This is a genomic window from Roseibium sp. HPY-6 (genome assembly GCF_040530035.1).
GTDB lineage: Bacteria > Pseudomonadota > Alphaproteobacteria > Rhizobiales > Stappiaceae > Roseibium.
Window position 1 is genome coordinate 1,317,915 of the sequence record NZ_JBEWCD010000002.1, and the last position, 23,343, is coordinate 1,341,257.

At 56.6% G+C, this 23,343-nt stretch carries 21 protein-coding genes; 9 read left to right on the forward strand and 12 right to left on the reverse strand.

Annotation, left to right across the window (positions count from 1 at the left end):
- Positions 1 to 199: 199 nt before the first annotated feature.
- The 4 genes from ABVF61_RS17480 to ygfZ are packed head-to-tail and all read right to left on the reverse strand — an operon-like array spanning position 200 to position 3,339.
- Positions 200 to 1,183 (reverse strand): NUDIX hydrolase, encoded by a 984-nt coding sequence (locus ABVF61_RS17480; RefSeq protein ID WP_353994812.1) that lies wholly within the window; start codon positions 1,181 to 1,183, stop codon positions 200 to 202.
- Between the two features lie 16 nt (positions 1,184 to 1,199).
- Complete coding sequence (locus tag ABVF61_RS17485) at positions 1,200 to 1,706, reverse strand: tyrosine phosphatase family protein (RefSeq protein ID WP_353994813.1); 507 nt, start codon at positions 1,704 to 1,706, stop codon at positions 1,200 to 1,202.
- Between the two features lie 55 nt (positions 1,707 to 1,761).
- Entirely contained in the window at positions 1,762 to 2,424 is a 663-nt protein-coding gene (locus tag ABVF61_RS17490) for a YfbR-like 5'-deoxynucleotidase (RefSeq protein WP_353994814.1), read from the reverse strand.
- 24 nt (positions 2,425 to 2,448) lie between these two features.
- Positions 2,449 to 3,339, reverse strand: coding sequence for a CAF17-like 4Fe-4S cluster assembly/insertion protein YgfZ (gene ygfZ / locus ABVF61_RS17495; protein ID WP_353994815.1), 891 nt, complete (start codon positions 3,337 to 3,339; stop codon positions 2,449 to 2,451).
- A gap of 176 nt (positions 3,340 to 3,515) precedes the next feature.
- Between ygfZ and ABVF61_RS17500 the strand changes: the two genes are divergently transcribed.
- The 4 genes from ABVF61_RS17500 to ABVF61_RS17515 all read left to right on the forward strand — a co-directional run bounded on the left by ABVF61_RS17500 (position 3,516) and on the right by ABVF61_RS17515 (position 8,515).
- Entirely contained in the window at positions 3,516 to 4,847 is a 1,332-nt protein-coding gene (locus ABVF61_RS17500) for a dihydroorotase (protein ID WP_353994816.1), read from the forward strand.
- Positions 4,848 to 5,210: 363 nt separating this feature from the next.
- Positions 5,211 to 6,422, forward strand: coding sequence for a L,D-transpeptidase (locus tag ABVF61_RS17505; protein WP_353994817.1), 1,212 nt, complete (start codon positions 5,211 to 5,213; stop codon positions 6,420 to 6,422).
- 156 nt (positions 6,423 to 6,578) lie between these two features.
- The gene (locus ABVF61_RS17510; RefSeq protein ID WP_353994818.1) at positions 6,579 to 7,841 is read left to right on the forward strand and encodes a BtaA family protein; all 1,263 of its coding nucleotides are present in this window, start codon (positions 6,579 to 6,581) and stop codon (positions 7,839 to 7,841) included.
- Between the two features lie 20 nt (positions 7,842 to 7,861).
- Complete coding sequence (locus ABVF61_RS17515; RefSeq protein ID WP_353994819.1) at positions 7,862 to 8,515, forward strand: class I SAM-dependent methyltransferase; 654 nt, start codon at positions 7,862 to 7,864, stop codon at positions 8,513 to 8,515.
- Positions 8,516 to 8,575: 60 nt separating this feature from the next.
- Here ABVF61_RS17515 and ABVF61_RS17520 read toward each other — a convergent pair whose 3' ends face one another.
- The gene (locus ABVF61_RS17520; protein WP_353994820.1) at positions 8,576 to 11,791 is read right to left on the reverse strand and encodes a tetratricopeptide repeat protein; all 3,216 of its coding nucleotides are present in this window, start codon (positions 11,789 to 11,791) and stop codon (positions 8,576 to 8,578) included.
- A 418-nt stretch (positions 11,792 to 12,209) separates the two neighbouring features.
- Positions 12,210 to 12,620, reverse strand: a complete 411-nt coding sequence (locus ABVF61_RS17525; protein WP_353994821.1) for a RidA family protein — start codon at positions 12,618 to 12,620, stop codon at positions 12,210 to 12,212.
- 100 nt (positions 12,621 to 12,720) lie between these two features.
- Here ABVF61_RS17525 and ABVF61_RS17530 point away from each other — a divergent pair, with 100 nt between their 5' ends.
- A complete protein-coding gene (locus ABVF61_RS17530) occupies positions 12,721 to 13,620 on the forward strand; it encodes a LysR family transcriptional regulator (RefSeq protein WP_353994822.1) in 900 nt (299 codons plus the stop codon).
- A gap of 37 nt (positions 13,621 to 13,657) precedes the next feature.
- On the opposite strand, the gene ABVF61_RS17535 is transcribed toward ABVF61_RS17530, so the two are convergent.
- Positions 13,658 to 14,569 (reverse strand): LysR family transcriptional regulator, encoded by a 912-nt coding sequence (locus tag ABVF61_RS17535; protein ID WP_353994823.1) that lies wholly within the window; start codon positions 14,567 to 14,569, stop codon positions 13,658 to 13,660.
- Between the two features lie 86 nt (positions 14,570 to 14,655).
- Here ABVF61_RS17535 and ABVF61_RS17540 point away from each other — a divergent pair, with 86 nt between their 5' ends.
- From ABVF61_RS17540 to ABVF61_RS17550, 3 genes are all read left to right on the forward strand, one after another.
- The gene (locus tag ABVF61_RS17540) at positions 14,656 to 15,663 is read left to right on the forward strand and encodes a TAXI family TRAP transporter solute-binding subunit (protein WP_353994824.1); all 1,008 of its coding nucleotides are present in this window, start codon (positions 14,656 to 14,658) and stop codon (positions 15,661 to 15,663) included.
- A gap of 70 nt (positions 15,664 to 15,733) precedes the next feature.
- Positions 15,734 to 17,653, forward strand: coding sequence for a TRAP transporter permease (locus ABVF61_RS17545; protein WP_353994825.1), 1,920 nt, complete (start codon positions 15,734 to 15,736; stop codon positions 17,651 to 17,653).
- On the forward strand, positions 17,653 to 19,224 hold the full coding sequence (locus ABVF61_RS17550; RefSeq protein ID WP_353994826.1) for a sulfatase family protein: 1,572 nt from the start codon (positions 17,653 to 17,655) through the stop codon (positions 19,222 to 19,224). Before ABVF61_RS17545 ends, ABVF61_RS17550 begins: the two co-directional genes overlap by 1 nt.
- 46 nt (positions 19,225 to 19,270) lie before the next feature.
- Here ABVF61_RS17550 and ABVF61_RS17555 read toward each other — a convergent pair whose 3' ends face one another.
- Positions 19,271 to 19,930 carry a hypothetical protein gene (locus ABVF61_RS17555; RefSeq protein WP_353994827.1) on the reverse strand — a complete coding sequence of 220 codons (660 nt, stop codon included), beginning with the start codon at positions 19,928 to 19,930 and terminating at the stop codon, positions 19,271 to 19,273.
- A gap of 178 nt (positions 19,931 to 20,108) precedes the next feature.
- Between ABVF61_RS17555 and ABVF61_RS17560 the strand changes: the two genes are divergently transcribed.
- The gene (locus tag ABVF61_RS17560) at positions 20,109 to 20,774 is read left to right on the forward strand and encodes a LysE family translocator (protein WP_353994828.1); all 666 of its coding nucleotides are present in this window, start codon (positions 20,109 to 20,111) and stop codon (positions 20,772 to 20,774) included.
- Positions 20,775 to 20,843: 69 nt separating this feature from the next.
- Here ABVF61_RS17560 and ABVF61_RS17565 read toward each other — a convergent pair whose 3' ends face one another.
- The 4 genes from ABVF61_RS17565 to ABVF61_RS17580 form a co-directional block, all read right to left on the reverse strand.
- Positions 20,844 to 21,116: a hypothetical protein gene (locus ABVF61_RS17565; RefSeq protein ID WP_029063820.1), complete on the reverse strand. Its 273-nt coding sequence runs from the start codon at positions 21,114 to 21,116 to the stop codon at positions 20,844 to 20,846.
- A gap of 189 nt (positions 21,117 to 21,305) precedes the next feature.
- On the reverse strand, positions 21,306 to 21,716 hold the full coding sequence (locus tag ABVF61_RS17570; protein ID WP_353994829.1) for a TIGR02301 family protein: 411 nt from the start codon (positions 21,714 to 21,716) through the stop codon (positions 21,306 to 21,308).
- Positions 21,717 to 21,754: 38 nt separating this feature from the next.
- Positions 21,755 to 22,783: a DUF3179 domain-containing protein gene (locus ABVF61_RS17575; RefSeq protein WP_353994830.1), complete on the reverse strand. Its 1,029-nt coding sequence runs from the start codon at positions 22,781 to 22,783 to the stop codon at positions 21,755 to 21,757.
- Between the two features lie 103 nt (positions 22,784 to 22,886).
- A complete protein-coding gene (locus tag ABVF61_RS17580) occupies positions 22,887 to 23,306 on the reverse strand; it encodes an NUDIX hydrolase (RefSeq protein ID WP_353994831.1) in 420 nt (139 codons plus the stop codon).
- Between the last annotated feature and the right edge of the window lie 37 nt (positions 23,307 to 23,343).

Below are 23,343 nucleotides of genomic sequence, written 5' to 3' on the forward strand. Positions count from 1 at the left end.
CGGACGACAAGCACTAACGCTCTGTAAACAGCAGCGCCGGATATCAGAATGTGCGCTTAACCTTGAAAGACCGTTAATGAGAGCGGATTTGAGGCATTTTCGCGTATTTTTTTCTACCCCGAGAGGCGTTATGGTTAATATAACAAGGCGTTAAGCTTTAATCACATGAGTTTTACTGGGGCAATTGCTTAACGAGTTCCTAACGGCCGCCAACCCTCAGGCCCGGTGCAGGGCGTTCACTCATCAACTGATGGCGGAACCGGAAGAGGGCAGCCGGGCGCCCGCCGGTTGCCGTTGATGTGGCGCCGGTCGGCTCCACCAAGTCCGCGTTTTCGACGAGCCGTCGAAAATTCTGCTTGTGCAGGTGCCGGCCGGATATGGCCTCGACCGAGGTCTGGAGCTCGGTCAGAGTAAAGACTTCCGGCATCAGTTCGAAGATCACGGGTCGATATTTCAGCTTGCCGCGCAGCCGTGAAATCGCTGTCGCCAGCACCCGGCGGTGATCGAAGCGCATCGCAACCCCCAGAAACGGCAGTGTTTCCCTTGCCAGGGCCGCCGGTCGGCCGTCGCGTTTGGCCTCGCGAAGCAATCCTGCTTCATAAAGCAGCTCGTATCGCTCAAGAGCTCTTTCTTCATCCCAGTTGGGTACTTCAAGACCGAATGCCATGCGCACACGTTCCCGGCGGCTGAGAGGTTTCGGAGGCTCACCCGCCGGTGGCGTCTCCAGCGTCCAGGCCTCAAGCGCGGGAAGGATCTCCTCGTCCAGAACCGGCGGCCTGCCGTTGCGCCAGTCCTCCCAGGGAAAATAGTCGTACCACGAGCGCCAGGCGGATTTGTGCCGTGCCAGGGTATTTTCTGAATCTGCCGTTTGACGGGTCAGTGCCAGGTATCCGACAGAGACCACATGCGGTCCCTCGTCACCGCTCACCCTGTGCCGTCCACGGTCGCCGAATGTATAAAGCTGTTCCACGTAGCCCAGGCTAAGGGCCGTCTGGCTTTCCACCCAAGTCCTGAGACCGATCTCGAAAGTCCGGTGATGGATAGGATCGAATGGACCGTAGGGCAGGTTGTCAAGTGCGTTGCTTTCAACGTCCGTCACATGCACGATCTGTGGCACGCCTTCTGAAACGGAGACGACCACCGCATTCAAACCGATCTCGATACTGGCGTGTCTGTTCGGCATGAATGCTCCTGAAAACCTATTCGATCGGCATGATGAACGGCGTGCCCTCAAAGGCATTTGCGCCGCGCCCGATGCCCCGGATGGCATCGATCATGCGGCCGTCGCGGCCAAGCAATTTGTCGGCCATCGCAACGATGCGTGCGTTGGGTGTTGCTGAAGGAGACATTTCGCGCAGCAGGTGGGCGAGCCGGTATTCATCTGCCTCGCGACTGAGAGCGCAAGCCGCCGCATAGGCGCCCGCCGTTGAGCGGCTGATCCCGGCCCAGCAATGTATCACAAGGGGGGCCTCCTGATCCCATGCCGAGACAAAAGCCAGCAAGTCTTCGACATGACTTTCGTTCGGTGGCGTCAGTCCTGCCACCTGTTCGACAATATCGTTGAAGGCGAGAAAAAGGTGATTTTCCGATTGGACGCCCGCAGGCGTGGGAACATCCATCTCGGCATTGATCAGAGTGACAACGTATTTTGCACCGGTCGCAGCGACCGTATCGTTCAGTTTTGAAAGCGAGCAAACATGCAGCATGGCAGAACCAGATTATTCGTATCTGCCGGTAAACTAGGGGTATTTGCGGTGAAGGTCACGCTTTTGCGCGTTGCCTTTTATGGTTGTTCCCAGCTTCGCGCAGCTTTTCGATCGCCTCAAAGCGCTGCATGAACTTTTCCTGTGCCACGGCAACCGGCAACGGCTTCAATCCATAGTGCAAGTCACCATTCTTGCCGGGTGCAAAACCGCGCGGACGTCCGAATATCCTGCCGGCTTCGTCCCGGTCGAAACCTGCAAGTTCGACCGCCTCGAAATAGGCGCAGATAATGTCGGCGCGCTTGGCCAGCTTTTTGATCGCAGCCGGAATGTCAGCTGGCAGCCCGAAGCGCAGGTGGATAGCGGCTTGCAGGCGTGCCTCGACCGCCTTGTAGGCCTCTCCGATCACCGCCTTGAAGGGCGAGATCATATCGCCGATTACGTATTCAGGTGCATCGTGCAACAGGACGGCGAGCCGCCAGTCAGCGGAAAGGTCCGGTTTAAGCTTTAGAGCGATGTCTTCGACAATCAGACTGTGCTCGGCGACGGAAAATGCGTGATCGCCAAATGTCTGTCCGTTCCAGCGCGCCACCCGCGCGAGCCCGTGGGCAATATCGGAGATCTCGACATCGAGCGGCGATGGATCCAGCAGGTTGAGCCGCCGGCCGGAAAGCATGCGTTGCCAAGCGCGTGGTGTTTGGTCGGAAGGGCTTTGTGGCATGGGCAACAATCAAGATAGGCAGGTTCAGTCCGCGGCGATTTGCTCCGGCAGGGCAAACGTTGCCCAACTCGGGACCCTGATCTGGATTTCAGTATCACCACAGTGGAATGGGGTGCCGTTGTCCTTGGCTTGCGCCGCCTTGTCAAGACGCAGAAGCGCCAGGCCGATGTTGCGTCCATCGCCAGCGGTTGCCGAACCAAGTTCGCCAATTGATTTGCCACCTGCCATCACAGGCGTCCCTTTGACCGGCAAAGCGCTGGAAGCTTCAACAAGAACAAACCGCTTGCGCGCCGTGCCCCGGTGCTGAACTCTGGAAACGACTTCCTGGCCGACATAACAGCCCTTTGTGAAGGATACTCCACCGAGCTGGTCGAGGTCCGCATCATGCGGAAAGATATCGGAGTACGCGTAGTCCTTGAGACCCTCCGGCACACCAGACGCAATGCGGTGCGCGTCGTAATCCTCGAGACCGACCATTTCAACGGTGCCTTTTGCATTAAACAGATCTGCCGGTCCAACAGCGCGCTCACCAAGATCCGGTAGCCGCGGGTCAGCAACTTGCAACTGGGCGCCGTTGGCTGAAACCGTCCCGTCCCAGACTGCGTGGACACCGGTGTTGTCGCCAAGCAACTCCAGCTCAACTTTTGAGCGGAGCCTGTAGAACGTCAGGCGCTTGAGGAGATCATTCGCGGTTGAGGCCGGTGCGTCGAGAAGATACCCGTCCGGTACCTTGTAGATCAGAAAGTCGAAGAGGATTTTCCCTTGCGGGGTCAACAGAGCTGCGGAGGATGCCCCGTTTGCATCTGTATCTTCAAGGTCAGCGGTCACCAGATTCTGCAGAAAGTGATGCGCTTCCTCGCCTGCAACACGGATCAGGCTTCGGTCGCTGAGGTGGGCTGTTTTAACGGTCGGCACGAGAAGCTCCCGAAAAGCTGATTGAATAAAGCACAGGTCTATGCGGCGAAATAAGTCTTTTGCCGGGGCTCGGCAAGGCCATGATTTCCTGCTGGGCATCTGGTCCTTTTCAAATCGGGCGCGTATAAGCCGGGATACGACCGCCCCCATACGATTTCATTGCCGGAGGAAACCCCATGAACGACACCTATGACCTGATCCTGAAGGGTGCAGTCGTGGTCAATCAGGACGGCGAGGGACAACGTGATGTCGCAGTCAGGGACGGCAGGATTGCGGGGATAGGCACTTTCGATCCCGCGCAGGCAGGCGAGACGATTGACTGTACCGGACTTCATGTCCTGCCGGGGGTGCTGGATACCCAGGTTCACTTCCGCGAACCGGGCCTGGACCATAAGGAAGACCTTGAATCCGGGTCACGCGCGGCGGTCATGGGTGGCGTGACATCGGTGTTTGAAATGCCGAACACCAACCCGCTCACCACAAACGAAAGCGCCCTGGCCGACAAGGTTTCCCGGGGCCATCACAGGATGCACTGCGATTTTGCATTTTGGGTTGGCGGAACGCGGGAAAACGTGAAGGACATCCCGGATCTGGAGCGTTTACCTGCTGCGGCCGGGATCAAGGTGTTCATGGGGTCCTCGACCGGAGACCTACTGGTAGAGGACGACGACGGGGTCCGGGACATTCTGTCGGCCACCCGGCGCCGTGCAGCCTTTCATTCCGAAGACGAGTTCCGTCTTCGTGAACGTCAAGGCGAAAGGGTTGAAGGCGACCCGACTTCGCATCCGGTCTGGCGCGACGAGATTGCAGCGTTGCAGTGCACGCAGCGGCTTGTCAGCATTGCCCGCGAAACCGGTGCAAAGATCCATATTCTCCATCTTTCCACGGCTGAAGAAGTCGACTACCTGATCGATCACAAGGATGTCGCGTCGATCGAAGTAACACCTCACCACCTCACCTTGACGGACGAGGCTTATTTGCGGCTGGGGACACTCGTGCAAATGAACCCGCCTGTGCGTGCCGCCCGCCATTCCGAGCGTCTCTGGTGGGGACTGCAGCAGGGCATCCTTGATATATTCGGCTCCGACCACGCACCGCATCTACTGGAAGAAAAGCAGAAGCCCTACCCTGCGTCTCCCTCTGGCATGACAGGAGTTCAAACTCTTGTTCCCATCATGCTGGACCATGTGAATGCCGGTCGTTTGAGCCTCGCCAGGTTTGTCGATATGACAAGCGCCGGTCCCGCGCGCCTTTTCCAGACGTCTCGCAAGGGCCGGATCGCCGTTGGTTATGACGCTGACTTCACGGTTGTCGATCTCAAGCGGACCGAGACCATTCGCAACGACTGGATCGCATCGAAGTGTGGTTGGACCCCCTATGACGGCAAGTCAGTGACCGGTTGGCCTGTCGGCACCATCGTGCGCGGCCAGCGGGTGATGTGGGAAGGCGAACTCTCAACGCCTTCACGCGGTGAAGCGGTCGTCTTTCAGGATGGACTGAAGTCGTAAGGCAGTTTGCCGAATGCACAAAAAGTGCGGTTTGCCTTTGTGCCTGACGCTTTCAGCGACCGTTGTGTTTGATCTCTGGTAGCTCTCGTTCCGAGACGTGGAATCCAGTCGCGGCACCATGTCGGTGTGCACGACAATGCTCGTTCGAAACTGCCGGAATGCCTTCGATGTTGAAACCAATCCGTACAATTTGTGATGTGAATAACAGCAGGAAGCTGGCTAAGGTGCGAATGTCAAATTGCAAATGGGTGAGGGAAACCAACGGGTAACCGTGTTTCCTAACCTGATCTAAAAGGGTTTTAAGTAGAGTTTTCTGCGAGCTTTAAGGGTTTAGCGTTGGAGAGCTCAGGGATGTCGTCAAAAATGTTTCAAGTTATGCGTACCCGCGGAATGGGCCTTCTGGTAACCGCCGCACTCTTTTCAGCAGGTACAGTTTCAGCGGCTATCGCCCGCGACAATGCCTCAGATGAAGCCAAGGAACCGGCAAGAGAAGCCCCGCTTCACATGCTGGTGTCCATCAACGAACAAAAGATCAAGGTCTATCGCGGCCTCGACCTGATTGAAGTGTCGCCGATTTCTTCCGGAAAGCGCGGTCACAGCACGCCCACTGGCGTGTTCTCGATCCTGGAAAAGCGCCGAAAGCACTTTTCCAACCTTTACGACAATGCGCCGATGCCGTTCATGCAGCGGCTGACATGGTCCGGTATTGCGCTGCATGTTGGCAAGCTGCCCGGGTATCCTGCGTCGCATGGCTGCATCCGACTGCCGCGCGCCTTTGCAAAGTCGCTCTATTCCATGACGGAGCGCGGCATGCACGTCGTCGTAACGCGTGACGCTGCCAACCCGCAGTCTATCCGGCACGATATTCTGCCGCAGCCTTATGTCCCGGCAACGGAGATCGCCAGCCTGTCAGGTAAGACGATTGAGGCCGATCCTGCGCTGCGCGGAGCTATTCAGCCGGCTAACCTGCAGGCTGCATTGCCGGTCGTTCAGCCGGAAAATCCACACTTCGATCGCCCGCTGCGGATGATCATCACGCCGCAAAAGCTTCCGAGCAAGATGCGTGTACTGCAGCGCCTTCTCAATCAGATGGGCTACAATGCCGGTCCGGTTGACGGCGTCGTCGGTCGCAAGACACGTGCCGCGATCCGCCTTTACCAGGAGGGTGCCGACCTGCCGGTGACCGGCCAGATCACCGACGCCCTGGTTGCGCGTATCCATAAAGAGGCAGGATACGAAAAGCCGCACAATGCAATCCTGCGTGTCCGCCGCAAATTCTCGGACATCTATTCCGCACCGGTTTCGGTCAAGAATATCGATCAGGAAATCGGCACGCATGTCTACACGGCGCTTGATTTCGAACAGGGCGACAATTCCGTCGAGTGGATTGCCGTCTCAGCCGAAGGCGAGCGTGGTGGCCAATCGGACGATCTGCTGAACCGGATCGACATGCCGGAAAAGGTTGCCAAGGAGCTTTCCAAAATGCTCACGCCGGGAACGTCTTTGACGATCACGGACCGGAGCTTCAAGCGGAATACGGGTCTGGGTACGGACTTTGTCGTCATCACCCGGTAACGGTTTGCCCCCTGACATCAAAAGACGCCCCTCGCATATTGCGAGGGGTTTTTTATTATCCGGATAAGTGCACAATATCCCCTGAACGTCACCAAAATGTCGTCTCTGTAACGTATCGCAGGGCAGTTCATTCGCGCGGCGACTCGGGAGAAAAAAATGACGCAGAGCACGCTCACAGCTTCAAAAAAACGGCTAAGCAATGCGGTTCACCGCTCCGAGGCGACGTCCCGTGAAGGCATTCTTGAGCGTCTTTTCACTTTCGCATTCAAGGGTCTGGTTTACCCCCAGATCTGGGAAGACCCGGATGTGGACATGAAGGCACTGCGCCTGACGCCGGAATCGCGGATGATCACCATCGCATCCGGTGGCTGTAACGTGATGTCTTATCTCACTGCCAATCCGGCAGAGATTACCGCCGTCGATCTGAACCGCGCCCATGTCGCACTCGGCAGACTGAAACTTGCAGCCGCCAAACACTTCCCGAACTACGAAACCTTCTACCGTTTTTTCGGTGAGGCAGACGAAAAGGCTAACGTTGCCGCTTACAACCGTTTTCTCAAGGACAACCTGGATACAGACACCATCGCTTACTGGGAAGGCCGTGATCTCGCGAACTGGGGCCGCAAGCGCATAACGCTGTTTTCGCGGGATCTCTACCACCATGGCCTTCTGGGCTATTGCATCGGCGTCGGGCATCTGGTGGCGCGGCTTTACGGCATCGATCCCAAGCACATGGTCAAGACCCGCTCTTTGGAAGAGCAGCGTACATTCTTCGACACCGCTCTGGCTCCATTGTTTGACAAACGCCTGGTACGCTGGGCTACGTCGAAGAAAATGTCCCTCTATGGTCTCGGCATACCGCCTGCGCAATATGACGCGCTCGTTTCCGCCAATGCCGATGGCGATATGTCCTCAGTGCTCAAGGATCGCCTTGAAAAACTGGCCTGCGACTTTTCGATGAAAGACAACTATTTTGCCTGGCAGGCTTTCGGGCGGGGTTATGCGCCGCAGTCTGGCGAACCGGCTGGGGAATCCGGTCCCTTGCCGCCCTATCTGAAGCGGACGCACTTTGAGGAGATCCGGCAAAGGGCAGGCCGCGTCCGGGTACTCAATCGTAACTTTACGGAACATCTTCAGTCGACCGGCGACGACAGTCTGGATGCGTATGTTCTGCTTGATGCGCAGGACTGGATGACAGATGCGCAGCTGAACGCGCTGTGGTCCGAGATCACACGCACCGCACGCCCGGGTGGCAGGGTGGTCTTCCGGACTGCAGCTGAGCCGTCACTGCTTCCTGGCCGTGTTGCTGATGAAATCCTGAGCCGCTGGACCTATGAAGAAGAGGAAAGCCTGGAACTTGGCCGACAGGATCGTTCGTCGATTTATGGCGGTTTCCATCTCTACGTCTTCAACGGTTAAATCTCGGTACGGTAGCCACAATGAGTGAGGCGGTTGAAACAGCAAAGTTGATGGACGCGGTCTATCGGTACCAGCGCCATTTTTATGATTTCACTCGCAAATATTATCTTCTGGGCAGGGATCACCTCATCAGGCAACTGCAGCCGCCGCAAAACGGTCATGTGCTGGAACTGGGATGCGGGACCGGGCGCAATCTGATCGCGGCGGCAAAGCGTTATCCGGGGGTTCGGTTCTATGGCCTGGATATTTCTAGTCACATGCTGGAGACAGCGTCCCGAAACATCGCCAAAGCGGGTTTGAGCGAGCGCATTATTCTCATTCAGGGAGACGCTGCCGACCCGGCTGCGACGGAGCCGCTGGACGTTCCTGAATTCGACCGTGTTTTCTACTCCTACACGCTTTCAATGATCCCGATCTGGCGGGAGGCACTCTCGGCTGGCGCGGAGCGCCTGAATAAGAACGGACGCATCCATGTGGTCGATTTCGGACAGCAGGGTGGACTGCCGGGCTGGTTTGCGAAGCTTCTGTTCTCGTGGCTGAAGTCGTTTCATGTCACACCCCGCGCCGACCTTGAAACCGAATTGCGCCAACTGGCTGACAATACGAACGCGGAACTCGATTTCCGGCACCTTTATCGCGGGTATGCCGATTACGCCGAGATGCGAAAGCTGTAACGGCTGGAGTAAGGGATGACCCGGCCAGAACCTTCAAAACGTCACTACATCTTTCACCTGTCAGCTGCACGTCAGGTCGTCGCCGGCGCGCGGTTCACATTGGTCCGGCCAGCCCCGTTGCTGCCAGTATTCGAGTAGTCCGGTCTGCTCCACAAGGAACTTGAATTGCTCTTTGTCGCCAACCTTTTCGATGACGCTCCAGGGAACCGAATACGAAACGGCCGAACGCCTTAGGGTAAGTGCATAGTAGAGATAAGCTTCAAGAGCGAGATCCGGACCGCCGATCGTGTCCAGCAGGGTATACCCCATGAAGTTCTCATTCTTGTATTTCTGAAAAATCTCTTCCGGAGCATCTTTGCCGATCGAATCGATCATCTGCAAAACCTTGCTGCGCCAGTCAGCCTGGCACGTGTCGCACGCCTCGATCAGTGCTATCAACCTGTCGGTCTGTCCTGTCTTGATCATGTATCCGATGATGGCGCGCGCAATCGGCTCCTGCTGAGGCGTGTCCTTTTCGAAATAGCTGACCAGCGCTTCAGCATTCGCTTCACTGGGATCCGCAGCCCATTTGGCTTCAAGGAGCCGGAACTCAAAAACGCTGTTGAGCGGATCGGCTTCGGAGATGTACTCGGCCATTGCAATCGCCTGTTCATGCCGGCCCAGCATCGTCAACAATTCGGCGTAGTCTTCCAGAATGTCATAAGCGTCGGGTATCGTTTCCAGGGCGTCGCGATACATATCTTCGGCTTGCATCCATTGCCGGTTTCTTCGAAACGTGTTCGCCATTGCATATTGGACGAAAGGCAATTGCGGATTGAGTAGGTTGGCTCTCAGCGCAAATTCTTGCGATTGGGACAGCATCATTGGTGTCGAAACCGGTCGCCCGTTTTCGGTTTTGATGTAGTTGGGATAGACATTATAGACGAGCGAGAGAGCGGCCCATCCGGCCGCGAAGTCTGGATCGAGCCGAACCGCTTCGTTCAGAACGCCAGCCGCTTCCTTAAGCGCTTCACCGCGCTGCTGATAAAGCCCGATACCTTTCAAAAACAGCTCATAGGCTTCGCTGTTTGACGTGCGCCCCTCTTCAAGCGAGGCAGCGGTGATCTGCAGCGGCGTTTCAAGGGCGACGCCGACCTCAGACGCGATTTTTTCCTGGATCGAAAAGAGATCTTCGAGAGATTCGTCGAAGAAACCGGACCAGATCAGGAAGCCGTCTTCAGCCTTGACCAATTGTGCCTCGATGCGGAAGTCGTTGTTGATGGTTCTCACACTGCCTTCCAGAATGTAGTCGACACCCAGTGTCCTGCCGATGACGCGCAGATCTTCGTTTTTGTCCTTGAAACTGAACGACGACCTGAGACCGGGAACTCGGAACAGATTTGACCTTGCCAGAGTGCTCATGATCTCGATCGTCAACCCGTCGCTGAAACTGTCGGAATCTTCCGCTCGGCTGAGGTTTCGAAACGGCAATACGGCGATCGACACCTGGTCGCTTGTGACTGTTGTGTCCTGGGTAGCAGGGAAGACCCGATCATAAATCGGGCTGCCCACCGAGATCGTGAGAATGAGAAGCACGCCGATACCAAGCAGGTAGTTGAAGGCTATACCCGATTTCGATGGCCGTTCGTCCAGTCCGCTTTCGGCTGTTGTGCGCTGCAGGCCTGTGGGGCTGAGTTCATAGGCCCAGGCGAGAATGCAGGCGATTGGAAATCCAAGGGTGAGCAGCGTCGCAACAAGACTGTCCGTCCAGTCGGGCAGTCTCAAAGAGGCCTGCAAAACGAGGGCGACCTGCAGGCACAGCCAGGCAACAACGATATAGGCTGCCGCAGCCTTGACGACATGCCGCCGGCGCAGCTCTTCCATGAACGATCGCTTTTGGAGCGGTCCTCCGGACAGAGTATTTGTGTTTTCGGTTGTCGCTTTTGAGCGGGGGTCTGCACTTTGCTCATCATTTGCTGAGGGCGAGGAGGGCGGCACGCCCGTTGGGACCGGATCCGGTTTGCGTGGCGTGACCTGACCCACGCCAGTGTCGATCGAAAACGACATGCCGTCTTTGGGCCAGTCGATGCGGTTGAGTTGCAGATAATCCTTGAGACTGTAAGCCGCATAAACGAAAGCGATACGGCGCAGGCGCGGATCAATGTTCTTGTGTGCAAAATTCAGCCCTGCTGCGACCCGTGCCAGAAGGCACTGGCTTTCCATGAAGGAAAGACGGTCGGGTTCGTTTTTCTCGATCCAGTCATTGATACCACCTCGCAACGAGGTCACGATTTGCATGAGGCCGAGATCATCTGCCTGCAGGCCACGGCCCTGTTCATGCCGGTTGCGTCGGCTCAGCTGCTCGAACAGGGCTTCCCAATAGCCGGAGTTTTGCTGGTCCCGCGCAACGAGCAAGTACGAAAGCTCGAAATAGGCATGATCGAAAAAGAGAAACTGGTCTGACCCGTAGTCGGCCATATCGATTAGAAAATAGTCGAGCGAGCCCGGCTGCTCGTCGGAAACAAGCAAGTTCATACCGTGAAGATCGCCATGACAACGACCTTTCACAGCGCGGATTTGCAATCTGTCGTCGCCCTGGAAGGCACCGTCCGCAAACGCGAGCGGATTCGGATACCACTGCCCCTCGAATGTTATGGAGGGTGTAGCGGCATCAAGACCGCATTCACTGGTGAGAAACTGATGAATGCGCCCGCCGGACCCCGTGACCAGTCTGTACCCGAGCCAGGAGGCAAGCAGGTCCTGAGGCGAGTGGATCCCATCGCTCAGCCTGTAGTTCCCGTTCCACTTGGAAAAGAGGTCGGTCGACAGCTGCTTGATTACCGGCAGCTGCTCTTCGAATGCGACATTGGGCCATGGCGAAGCATATTCCAGACCACGGCCGGCAATGGTCAACAAAATGGCAAACTGATTGTCGTGTTCGACGGAAAACAGAAGTTTTGGCAAATGCTCCTGAGCAAATTCAGGAGCGTCGGCAATCGCCTGGGACAGCAGTTTTGGTTCCGGTTGGCCGCCATGAACCGGGTCCCAGGCCCTGTCCAGTTTGAGGATAGCCTGTCCGGTAAAGCGGGTGCTGTGTACATCCGCAACGAGTACCTGGGCGCCCGATTTGCCACCGCGCAATTCCCTGCTGAGGCAAATGGTGCCCTCAGCGCCCAGTTGCTCTTTTACCAGGGGAAGCAGGTTCAAATAGGCCTCCGGCCAGGCCAGGCCGGTATCCAGGGTCACCGCCTGCGTGCGCTGCTGCTGGTCTGAATTTATGACGCTTCTTTTCCTCAAAGTTCAACCAACTCCCGAGCCAATCCCATCAGTTTCGGAAAAGTGGGGCAGTGCGAGAGTATTTTTAAGTTAAAATCATGTAATGATAAGGAAAAGTGGAAATTTATATCTTTTTTGCAACTTTTTTATGCACCATGGAAATAGTAAAGGAAGAATTATTCCTAATTTTGAAGCATTTATTTGCGTTTATATATTAATTTGGTGAATTAAATCAGTTGCCTAAAGGCGCAGTATTGAACTTTGAAGATGCCGTTGCTCCTCGGCACCGGGTGTCGGAAGCTTGGATTTACGCAAGCTCTCAGGCAACCCGGCACAAGAAGGAACAGTCGCATCTGCTTTGTACCCGGACGGTCCTTGGGTGCTAGCGGATCTCACATGCAGCGCCTGCCAGAGTGCCGTGTGGGCTAGGGTGATAGACTCATTGTGCGTTCCGTTGAACCACCATCTCAATTTCTATCTTCAGCTCCGGTGCTGCCAATGCGGAAACGCCGATCCCGGTCAGGCTCGGCTGAGCGCCGTCTAAGAATGACAAAAGTTGCGGCATGACAATCGCCTGCGTTTCCGGTGTGAGGTCCGTCATATAGACGCGCATATTGACGATGTTCTCTGCGCGGCAATTCAATTCGACCAGCGCGTATTCAAGATTTTTGATGACGAGGGCGGTCTGTTCATCAAGAGAGCCGGTCACGGCGCTGTTTTCGGCAGACCAGGCGACCTGTCCGGACACAAAAGCCAAGGCGCCGGGACCGGCAACCGAGATCTGGGAATAGCCGACCTTTCGGACATCTGGGAGTGATGGCGGGTTGAGGCGTCTGATTTGCGATGACATGTTCGCCCTTTCCTGGAAGCGTTCGGAGTTCTCTTTTGGATTGCTTTTTTGGCGAATTCATTTCGTTTCTCTGTCGAGCGTTTTTCGCTAAAAAGGCGACATGATCGGTTCCAAAGTGAATGACATCCTTGTCTTCCTCTCCGTGGTTGACGCGGGCAGCTTCGTTGCTGGCGGTAAGGCATTCGGCCTGTCGCGTTCAACTGCAGGCAAGGCAATCGCGCGCCTTGAAGATGCTTACGGTGCTCGGCTCCTAAACAGGACAACCCGGGCGCTCGAACTGACCGACGAAGGACGAGGTCTCTATCGGCAAGGATTGGAAATTCGCGCGGCGATCGAGGCCGCGGATGCAACCTTCAACACTGAACCCGGCGCCCCGCGGGGTACATTGCGCATCACCGCTCCGGATGCCGTCGGCCGTCGGCTGTTACTGCCGGTCGTGAAAAGCTACATACACCGCTGGCCCGACATGCGGATCGAGGTGGGCTTTTCGGACCGTATCGACAATCTGATCGACAGCGGCTTTGATCTCGCCATCCGGGTTGGTGTCAGCTCTCCTGATTCCAGCTTCATCTCAAAAACGCTTATGACGTTGAAACCGGTTTTGTGTGCCTCGCCTGCGTATTTCAATGATCGCAGTCGCCCCGGCCGGGCCGAGCAACTTGACCTATATGATCTGATGCAGTTCACCAGCCGGGGGGACCGGCAAGGATGGCGCATTTTTGAGGAAGATGGCACGAGCGTACGCGTACAGGGACGCGTGCGGCTCAGGATGGATAGCGCTGAAGCACTGCGCGAAGCGGCGTTGGCCGGGCTTGGTATTGCCCTCTTGCCGCATTTGCTGGTCGAGGAAGATCTTGTGGCTGGTCGCCTTGAGCAGGTGCTTCCAAATTTGGATTGTGGCTCGGTTCCGGTCATTGCGCTCTATCCGCACAAGCGATTGCTTGAGCCGCGTGTTAGGCATTTCATCGATGTGCTGACGGCGCATATCTCGCAGATTTAAGCGACAATTAGTGGCTCTTGTCGAAGTCCGCCTGAGTTTATGGCCCGGTTTTCTCGTTCAGGTCATGGCGCAGGACTTTCAGAAAACTCTCCACCACGGGAGTCGCGGGCATGTTGTTTCTGCAGATGGCCCCAAGCGGACGGTGAAACTGCGGGTGATCGAAAGCCAGAAAGACCAGCTTTTCCTCAAGATATGGCGTTGAGGTTCCGATTGGCATCGTCGTAATCAGTTCGGTGGCGGCGACAATTTCGAATGCCGAGCTGATTGAATCGGTTTCACAAGCGATCTGCATGTGCTGGATTCCCGACGCAATCATGGCTGCCTCCGTCTGCTGCCGCAACAGGCTGCCGCGTGAATGGGCAAGCCACACCTGTGACATGAGATCTGACGCCATGAGCTTCTTTTTGTGGGTGAGAGGATGGTCCGTCCGGCACATGATGCCAACCCTGTCATCGATCAGCGGAAGGAAACTCAATCCCTCGACCGGGTCTGCAAGGCTTTGGGGACCAAACACGACGTCGACCTGACCCCGCTCAAGCATCGTGCGCAACTCGTGTGCGAGGCCGGTGCGCAATTCGATATTGCAACCAGGGTTGTCGGTGATGAAACGCGACAGGGCATCGGAAAGAAAGCGTCCGGCCACGATCGGGGGAGCCGCGAGGCGCAGGTGCCCCGCGCTTCCGGCTGCGGCCAGTGTTGCAAAACTCGCGGCTTGCTCTTCGGCGATGCGGATGGCCAACCCGTTCCGCGCGAGCTTCAAGCCGAGTGCGTTCGGAACAGATCGGCGGCCGTCCCGCTGGAAGATCGACGCGCCAAGCCTGGCCTCGAGCGTGCGCATGTTTCTGCTCAAAGCCGGCTGTGTCAGTGCCAGAAGATCTGCCGCGGTCTGAAAGGAGCCCGCCTCAACGATAACGGAAAGCTGGGCAAGATGCTTGGGATCTAATTTCATAGCAATTGCTTATGTATGGTTTCGTTTGTTTGATTATATGAGATGAATTGAATTTGTTAAGATGGGACATGAAATGGGAGGAAAACATGTTTCACAGCAAATTTCTGAGACCGGTTGCGTTCGCCGCAGCTTTTGCCTTGAGCTTGCCCCTGACCGCGGCGGCGCAGATCTACAAGGGAGAAACTGCAGGCGTTGGCGACCCTGCACACACCCTTTTTGTCGCCTTTGCCAACCAGGCAGCCGGCGGTGATGTTGAGGTTCAGGTCAATGCCGGCCAGACGCTGACCAAATCGATGTTGAAGGGCGCAAAGGGCGAAATCGATTTTTTCTCCAGCGTGCCGTCACTCGTCAATCTCATGGCCGGCCAGAAGGCCATGTACAAAAATATTGGCGATGCACCGGAACTTTCGAAAAACCTGCGCTCGATTCTTGGCTTCAGGGCAGGCGCTTATCACGTCGTGACGCTGCCGAGTTCAGGAATTGAAAGCTGGGAAGATCTGAAAGGCAAATCTGTCTTCACTGGTCCACCTGCAGGCGCTGCCTCCGCGACCTCCGAGGCCTTGATCCGGAACATCACCGGTTTTGAGCCGGGCGACGACTATAAGTCCGTGCGATTGAGTTGGGGAGAAGGTTACACCGCCTTGGCCGACGGCAAGATTGACGTGATGGTGCGCCCGGCTGAAATCGGTTCCGCCCGGATTGAACAGTTCGGTCTGTCCGGAGAGTTCCGTCTTCTGTCGATACCGGAGGCCGCGCTTGAAAGCGACGCGATGCAGAGCCTGTTCGGACGCCCGGGCCGTGGCATGATGAAATTCGACGGAGAGGTCTATAAGGGTCAACTGACCAAGGGCCCGATTGCAGCTCTAGGGTTCTCGCAGTTCGTTGGAACGCATGCCGGTGTGCCCGACGATGTTGTCTACAATGCCACCAAGTCTTTTTGGGAGAACATCGACGACGTGCACGCGACGGCGTTTTTCCTGAAGGACGTCACAAAGGACAGTGCTTTCACGTCCGTGAACGTTCCGCTTCATCCCGGAGCGCTGAAATACTACGAGGAAGCCGGGTTTGATATTCCGGACGACCTCCGTCCCTGACTGAAAGGCGCTTGGACCGGGTGTCTGGCACCCGGTTCCACAGCCCTCCCTCTTATCCACGGAGAGTGTCATGGACGCTGAGACGCCGTCATCCGGCTGGATGTCCCGCATATTTGTGTTTGCTTCGATCCTGGCGTGTGCTGCCCTCGGCTTTATCGCTGTCTACAGTTCGGGCATCGGATTGCTTGATCCGAAGGTTCACCGGGCCGTTGCCTTCGCCCTGGCGCTTGTTGTTGGGGTCGCGGTAGCGCGCAAACAGCGTGAGACGGCAGATCCGGAGATGTCCGCGGCCAAGTCCGGTTTTCATTTGGGTCTTGATCTCCTGATGATCGTGGCAGGGCTTTGGTCGATCTGGTCGTTTTTCTTCGTTCAGACACAGATGGAAGAAGCCCTTTACGACGTCAGCAACCGCGATGCCTGGCCTGCCTTGGCCGGTCTTGCTGTCTTCCTGGAGCTGTGCCGCCGTTTGTGGGGGTGGGGGTTGTTCGTCGTCGGTTCGCTGGCGGTGGTCTATCTGTTCTTTGGTAATTACGCACCCGGGCTCTTGGAGCACACCGGCTTTTCGCTCAAGGAAGTCAGTGAAGCGCTCTGGTACAACACCAATAAAGGTGTCTTCGGCTCGATAACGAACATCGTCCTGGTAACAGTCTTCATCTTCATCATCTTCGGGGTGCTGCTGGAAGGCACCGGTGCCGGCGATACCCTGCTGAAATTCGCCTTTCTCGCCACGCGCCGCACCAGAGGCGGTCCGGCGCATGCAGCAATTCTGGCGTCATCCATGTTCGGAACGATGTCCGGTTCAACGGTGGCCAACATAGTTGGAACCGGCACATTCACGATCCCGATGATCAAGAAGCGCGGGTTCTCACCGACATTTGCGGCTGGCATTGAAGCAACCGCATCATCCGGTGGCCAAATCATGCCACCGATCATGGGGGCGGCCGCGCTGGTCATGGCGGACCTGACCGGCGCCGGCTACCTCAATGTCATCGTCGCGGCGCTCCTTCCGGCCCTGTTTTACTATTTCAGCCTGTTTTCGGCCGTATCCGCGGAAGCGCGCAGACAGGGCATCGAGGCCCAGCCGTTAAAGGTTGAAGACAAGATCACACGGGTCGATGCAATCAACTCCGTTCTGTTTATCGGTCCCATTCTGACCGTCATAGCTTCGCTGATTTTTGGTCTTTCGACATCAAAGGCCGGCTTCTACGCCGTCGTCGTTCTCTTGTGCCTTTCGTTTATCAATCCAAAGGTACGCGAAAACCCGATGCGCATCTGGAACAGCTTCGTCAAAGGCGCGCAGTCGGGCGCAACGCTTCTGATTGCGATTGCGGCCATCGGGATTCTGGTCGGGTCGCTCGATTCGACCGGTCTCGGCTTGAAGCTTGCAAATGTCATCAGTTCCGTGCGTGGAGAAAGCCTCTTCTCGGCGCTCCTCGTCGCCATGGTCGGTGCTCTCGTGCTCGGCATGGGCATGCCCACGTTGCCGGCGTATCTGATCATCATTCTGGTGATGGGGCCGGCGATCCAGGCGCTCGGAGTTTCCATGCTCACGGCACATATGTTCGTGTTCTACTACGGCGTCGCGTCGTCCTTGACACCGCCCGTCGCGATTGCGGCCTATGCAGCGGCGCCGATTGCCGGGGCCAATCCGCTCATGACGGCGCTGATGTCCTTCCGGCTGGGCATGGCAAAGTTCATCATTCCATTCATCTTCGCTTTCTATCCGACGATCCTGATTGTCGAGCAGTTCAATCTGGCGGAGTTTGTCTGGATCGTTGCCAGAACCTGTTTCTGTATCTGGCTGTTCTCGTCGGCACTGTCCGGTTTCGACCGGGGAAAACTCACGGTCGCCGAAATTGTTCTTCGTTTCGTCGCCGCATTCGCACTCCTTGCAGTGTCGCCTTGGGTGCACCTGCCGGCGCTCGCCGCAGGAATCGCCCTGATACTCTTCGATATGCGCCGATCCGTCCCCAACCCCAAGGCAGCATGATGTCCAAGCGTCCCAACTTTCTGTTTATCATCACGGACCAGCACCGTGCCGATCATCTCGGGTGCTACGGCAACACCCGGGTCAGAACGCCGGCGATTGACAGCCTCGCGGCGAGGGGATGCCGCTGGGAGAAGTTCTACGTCGCTAATCCGATCTGCATGCCCAATCGGGCCTCGATAATGACCGGGCGGATGTGTTCGGTCCACGGTGCGCGCCATAACGGTATTCCCCTTTCCAGGGATCACACCACCTTTGTCGAGCTGCTGCGCGATGCGGGCTATCACACGGCGCTGATCGGCAAATCACATCTTCAAAGCTTCAGCGGCCTGCCGGCCGCCAACAAGTTTGTTCCGGAAGACGGCAAACACGTACCGTCAACACATCTGCGGGACGCCTTCAAAAACAACCGCCATGGCCCGGAATACGAACTGGAACTGACACCGCAGTGGGAGACACCCATCGCCGAACGTCTGAAAGGTGACTTTTACGGGTTCCAGCACGTTGAAATTGCCGCCGATCACGCGGACCAGGCATCGGGCGATTATCTCTTATGGGCGCGAAGCCAGAGGCAGGATTTTGACAGTCTCGTCGGTCCGGAAAACGCGCTGCCCTGCAACCGGATCAAGGCCCCCCAGGCCTGGCGCACCGCGGTTCCAGAAGAGCTTTATTCGACCAGCTGGATCGGCTCGCGGTGTGAAGACTGGCTGAGCCAGCAGGCCGGCAGGGAAGAGCCGTTTTTCCTTCAGATGTCCTTCCCCGATCCGCACCATCCGTTCACGCCGCCGGGCAAGTACTGGGATCTTTATGACCCAGGCGAGATGGATCTCCCGGCCTCCTTCGGACAGGGGAGCCTGCCACCCATCAAGGCAATGCGTGCGGCCATGGAAAATGGCAGCGACCCTCGAAACTCGCAAAATCCGTTTGTCGTCACTGAGGACGAGGCCCGGGCCATTATCGCTTTGACATTCGGCATGATCACGATGATCGACGATACGATCGCAAGGGTTCTTGCAAGCCTCCAGTCGCTCGGGCTCGCTGACAATACAGTGGTGGTTTTCACCTCCGATCATGGCGACTACATGGGCGATCACGGGCTCATGCTGAAGCTTCTGCTGCACTACCAGAGCATCATTCGTGTGCCGTTCATATGGTGTGATCCGGCACATCAAGTGGCGCATGCCGTAAACCGGGACCTTGCGTCTTCAATCGATATTCCCGCGTCCATCCTCGCGCGCGCCGGCGTTCAGTCCTTCAACGGCATGCAGGGGCGGGATCTCTTTTCGACAAAACCGCCGCAAGCCGTCATCGTCGAGGAAGACAGCCAGCGAACGATGACCGGATTCGACCGGCCACAGCGCGTGCGCACGCTTGTCACGGATCGCTTCAGGATGTCCTTGAGAGAGGGTGAGACGTGGAATGAGCTCTACGACCTGCATGATGATCCGCATGAACTGGACAACCGGTTTGAGGACCCGGCCTTTGCCCCGATACGGCATGATCTGACGGAAACGATGCTGCGCCGTATGATCGAACTTCAGGACCGGGCACCGCTTCCGGCATTTCGGGCATAGTCGACGCCTGGACCATGTCCCGGAAACGCGGGCGGCAAGGCCGGGGTCAGTCTCCGGCCACGAAATAGTGCAGGGTTCCATCGGGCCCGATGCCGACCCGGTAGAAAGTCCAGGCACCGAATTCTTCCATTTCCGCGTAGTCGCCCGCCGTGATGATCCGGTACATTTCAACCTTCTGATCCGGGGTCAGGTCTGACAGCGGGTAGCGTGCGAAATAAGGCCAGATATACATTTCTTGCGGTGTTCCGACATCCACATGCACGAAACCTGCATCGAGCGTATCCGCCAGGATCGCCAGGATCTCAAACCCTTCGCCGTCACCGGAACTTTCCTTCAGGAAGTCTATCGGATCGCCAATCTCAGTGAGGGACAGCGTTGGCGGCAGTTCGTTGCTCTCCAAAACCATGCGCAACCGCTCCAGGTCCCCGTAGAGGGCCGCTTCCTTCATTTGCGCATGCATGCGCGCGACGGGTTTCGGCAATGTGGAGGTGTTGTAGTAGACCTGCGGCGGTGCAAGGTCTGCAGGCGTTTCAGCTGCCGGCTGTTCGCTTGCTTCCGGGAGATCAAGCTGTTCCGTTGGTATCGGTGCGGCTTGCGAGCTTGTTTCGGGTTCGACCGGTATCGGCTCCGTCGTTACCGTTTTCGCAACGCTGGCCATCGGCAAAAGGCAAACGCCCGCCACCACTGCTGCTAATGTCCGTGCCATGACGATCTCCCGTTGGATGGATCCGGTCTCGTGCACCCCCAAGACATTCCTTAAACAATTCATGGCAGAGTGAAAACTGGCTGAGGGACTTTTCCTGTTCTTGTCATCGATCACCGCGGTCGATATCGAGAAGGAGGGACTTCATAAAACATCAGCGGTCTAGCAAGAAGGACCAGCCGTGACTGTTTTGGAATACGTGCTGATCGGGTTTTTTGTTGGGGTTATCACGACGGCCCCGGTGGGGCCCGTCAACGTTATGGCCATCCAGCACGCCGTCAGAAGCGGGTTCAGTCATGGTGTTTTCGTCGGTTTGGGCGCCGTGGTCGCCGATACGATTTTTGCGTCAGCGGCGATTTTCGGCGTTGCTGCCGTTACGAATTTCATCGAGGGACAGTTCCGCTTGATTGAAGTCGTCGGAGGAGCGCTTCTGATCATTTTCGGCATCAAGATCTGGAACACGCATCCGCATCTGCAAAAAAGCGATAACGGCCGCGAATACAGCTATCTGGGTGACACGACGGCGGCCTTTTTCATTGCCATCACCAACCCGGGAACCATCCTGGTGTTTTTGTTTATTTTCGGTGCTCTCGGAAACTATCGTCCAGAGCCCGGCGATCACTTTGGCGCACTCATGATGATCGCGGGTGTTGCGGCCGGCGCAACGACATGGTGGATTTTTGTTTCGGCAGTGGTGTCGCATTTCAAGACAAGGATCGACGACCGTTGGCTTGACCGGATCAATCATATCGCGGGTGTCGCGCTGATTGTCTTTGGCGGGCTAATCTATCTTGATCTGGTGGTGAATGGCATCAGCCACGCAACAGGTTTCTGGAGCCACTTGTAACGAACAGAAGCGCCCACGAATCAAAAGAGGCCGGGAGAACCGGCCTCATTCGTCAGATCTGAACCAGCCTTACTGAAGGACGCGATTCACGGTGTAATCGCCTTGCAGGATCCGGTCCGGCAGTCCTTCTGCAAGTTTGGCTACCGCATCTTCGCCGTACGCCGCGACGAGGTCGGCAAGTGCAGTAAACATTGCAGCATGCGCCACGGCATCCGCATCGACGCCATTGGCGATTGCCTCTGCCCAGGCATCCGAGATGAAGCCGAGCGCAGCGCGCCGGATGTCTTCGTCTTCGGCAAATTCGGCGTCCATGGCCGCCTCAGCGTAATCGTCGTTTATCATTCGTTTCCTTACCGGTCTGTCCCGATCCGTTGAAGACAACTCCAACGTGTCCCTCTCCCGAATCTCATTATCTGATCCTAGCACGCAGATCCGTGGTGATAAGCAACCGTGAACGCAAACTTAACGTCCACCCACAAATTTGATTCAAAAGGTTAACCAACTCGTAACGTTTTGACATTTTTCGGCACATTACCGTCCGTACCGGCTGGTGACGTCACTGATGATGGTTTCTCCTTCGTTAAGATACTGTACCATTGCGATACGTGCAGCCCCTGTGCACTCTCTGTAAGCAACTGAGAAACCACGGTAACCTTGATTGAACCGTTCGATGAAACGGCGGCGGCGGTTCTCATCGACCGTTTCTGCGTCCAGAAAATCCTCCATCCGGTCGCGCCAGCTTGTTGCATCATTTTCTTTGCATAACGGTCGCAGGAAATGGAGTGCGCCGAAGATTTCCGACAGTCGCATGAGCTGTTGTTCGTAAGGCGGTGCGTCGATGCCCGACACCTGAGCGAATGCAACCTGTGACGGCATAACCAGCCCCACCATTGCCAGAACGAGCGTCCGGCACCAGACATCACGTATGCATTTCTTGATCATCGGCGGATCATGCGCGCCGAAAAGGACGACTGCAAGCGCTACGGGGAAGTGATCCCAAGAATTGCCACTTCGGGGTGAAAGGCATGCACGACAAACGCGAACGTAACGTCGTGTACAAGCGGTTTTTCGGCATCGCCTTTCTTTCTGACGGCTTCGACTGAGCCGACAATACGCCCGTTTTCCGTCTTGCGCTGGTCAAGTATGGAGGCCTGTTCGCCGGTCCAGCGCACAGTGACATCAGCAGACAGAGTAACGGGGCCGGAGGTTCTGATATGGTCAAGTGTGACCGCATATGTGTCTTCGGTGTCGCGCACGACCACGACACGCGCCATCGGGTTGATGTTGTCCGGCAAGTCTCCCTGGAAGAGCGCGTAGGGAGCAGAGCGGCTGTCATAGCCGACATAGGGGTTGGAACCGTAATTGCGCATCGGCGGTGAAGGGCGCGCAAGCACGTCTCCATTTGGATGCTCCTTGCGAAACGCCTCAAAGGCGATCACGCGTGACGGGATCATCTTCAGTTCGCGCCCGGCATGCGTTCCTACAATGCCTTCCCCTGTAAACTGCTGCCACCATGTTTCGCTCTGCCGGTCATACATGACAAGATCGGAGTTTCTGAGCAGACCCGTGGTGCCGAAATCGAGAGTGTCCCCGTCCAGCCTGCGATCGAAGACGATTGAAGAATTGCACAAGGGGCAATAGGTGACTGAAACCGGCGTATTGCCGATCTGATCGTTGACAATCTCGTGCCAGATCAGAATTTGCAAAGGGTAGGCTTTTACGGCGTCATCCAGTTCAAGAAAAATTACGGGTTCATTGCCTTGAAGCCAGTCAATGCCGCTTGCAGGTTCAAAAAACGGTTTGTCGATTGATGGAATGCCGTCTTTGGGCGGGCCGCCCGAGAAGATCGTTCCAAGATCCACGGTTGTCTGTGAAAAGTCCGTCGAAAATCCGGCGCGCCGCCATTGGTCCGGATCGGCCATAACGGTGGTCGACAGTGCAAAAAGCAGGCACAAGGAGGATACGAGGCGAACGAGAAAGGGTGATAGCCGCTTGAATATGATCCGCATGGGCGCCTCCGGACGTTGGAACCTCAGCATGCTTCACGAACAGATACGCAATTGGGAATCACGGTTCTGCAAACCTGCGTGAGGCAGCGTTCCGACAGCTGGATCAGGGCAAAAGGCGGCGGATTCTTTCAACCGTGCCGGGGGTGGTCGGGCGGTCGCCCAGATTGTCCGGATGGACCCATTCGATGGCCGCTGCGTCGTCTCCCGCAATTGCCTCGCCGGAATGAAACGAGCCGCAAAACACCGTCAAAACGAAGTGTGTCACAACGTTGTTGTCGGCGTCCCTTTGTATGGAATCAAAGGTTTCGACGGGCGCGCTCAGGATGGCCCTGACCCCCGTTTCCTCCATGAGTTCGCGTTCCGCTGCTTCAGCAAGCGTTTCACCCACTTCGACCAGTCCTCCGGGCAAACTCCAGTGATCCTTGAAAGGATCTTTTCCGCGCTTGATCAAAAGCGCATGGCCGTCCTGGTGACACAGGACGCTGACACCGACGCGTGGCGCATCAGGATAGAAACGGGACATGGAAACACCCTGTCTGGCAAAGCAGTTGGGTGAAAGA

Excerpts from the sequence above, each read along its gene's own strand:
- ABVF61_RS17565 (WP_029063820.1), bottom strand. The coding sequence starts at position 21,116 with ATGATAAACGACGATTACGCTGAGGCGGCCATGGACGCCGAATTTGCC.
- ABVF61_RS17505 (WP_353994817.1), top strand. The coding sequence starts at position 5,211 with ATGTTTCAAGTTATGCGTACCCGCGGAATGGGCCTTCTGGTAACCGCC.
- ABVF61_RS17530 (WP_353994822.1), top strand. The coding sequence starts at position 12,721 with ATGATCGGTTCCAAAGTGAATGACATCCTTGTCTTCCTCTCCGTGGTT.
- ABVF61_RS17555 (WP_353994827.1), bottom strand. The coding sequence starts at position 19,930 with ATGGCACGGACATTAGCAGCAGTGGTGGCGGGCGTTTGCCTTTTGCCG.
- ABVF61_RS17575 (WP_353994830.1), bottom strand. The coding sequence starts at position 22,783 with ATGCGGATCATATTCAAGCGGCTATCACCCTTTCTCGTTCGCCTCGTA.
- ABVF61_RS17485 (WP_353994813.1), bottom strand. The coding sequence starts at position 1,706 with ATGCTGCATGTTTGCTCGCTTTCAAAACTGAACGATACGGTCGCTGCG.
- ABVF61_RS17545 (WP_353994825.1), top strand. The coding sequence starts at position 15,734 with ATGGACGCTGAGACGCCGTCATCCGGCTGGATGTCCCGCATATTTGTG.
- ABVF61_RS17580 (WP_353994831.1), bottom strand. The coding sequence starts at position 23,306 with ATGTCCCGTTTCTATCCTGATGCGCCACGCGTCGGTGTCAGCGTCCTG.
- ABVF61_RS17480 (WP_353994812.1), bottom strand. The coding sequence starts at position 1,183 with ATGCCGAACAGACACGCCAGTATCGAGATCGGTTTGAATGCGGTGGTC.
- ABVF61_RS17570 (WP_353994829.1), bottom strand. The coding sequence starts at position 21,716 with ATGATCAAGAAATGCATACGTGATGTCTGGTGCCGGACGCTCGTTCTG.
- ABVF61_RS17550 (WP_353994826.1), top strand. The coding sequence starts at position 17,653 with ATGTCCAAGCGTCCCAACTTTCTGTTTATCATCACGGACCAGCACCGT.
- ABVF61_RS17515 (WP_353994819.1), top strand. The coding sequence starts at position 7,862 with ATGAGTGAGGCGGTTGAAACAGCAAAGTTGATGGACGCGGTCTATCGG.
- ABVF61_RS17500 (WP_353994816.1), top strand. The coding sequence starts at position 3,516 with ATGAACGACACCTATGACCTGATCCTGAAGGGTGCAGTCGTGGTCAAT.
- ABVF61_RS17535 (WP_353994823.1), bottom strand. The coding sequence starts at position 14,569 with ATGAAATTAGATCCCAAGCATCTTGCCCAGCTTTCCGTTATCGTTGAG.
- ABVF61_RS17490 (WP_353994814.1), bottom strand. The coding sequence starts at position 2,424 with ATGCCACAAAGCCCTTCCGACCAAACACCACGCGCTTGGCAACGCATG.
- ABVF61_RS17525 (WP_353994821.1), bottom strand. The coding sequence starts at position 12,620 with ATGTCATCGCAAATCAGACGCCTCAACCCGCCATCACTCCCAGATGTC.
- ABVF61_RS17540 (WP_353994824.1), top strand. The coding sequence starts at position 14,656 with ATGTTTCACAGCAAATTTCTGAGACCGGTTGCGTTCGCCGCAGCTTTT.
- ABVF61_RS17510 (WP_353994818.1), top strand. The coding sequence starts at position 6,579 with ATGACGCAGAGCACGCTCACAGCTTCAAAAAAACGGCTAAGCAATGCG.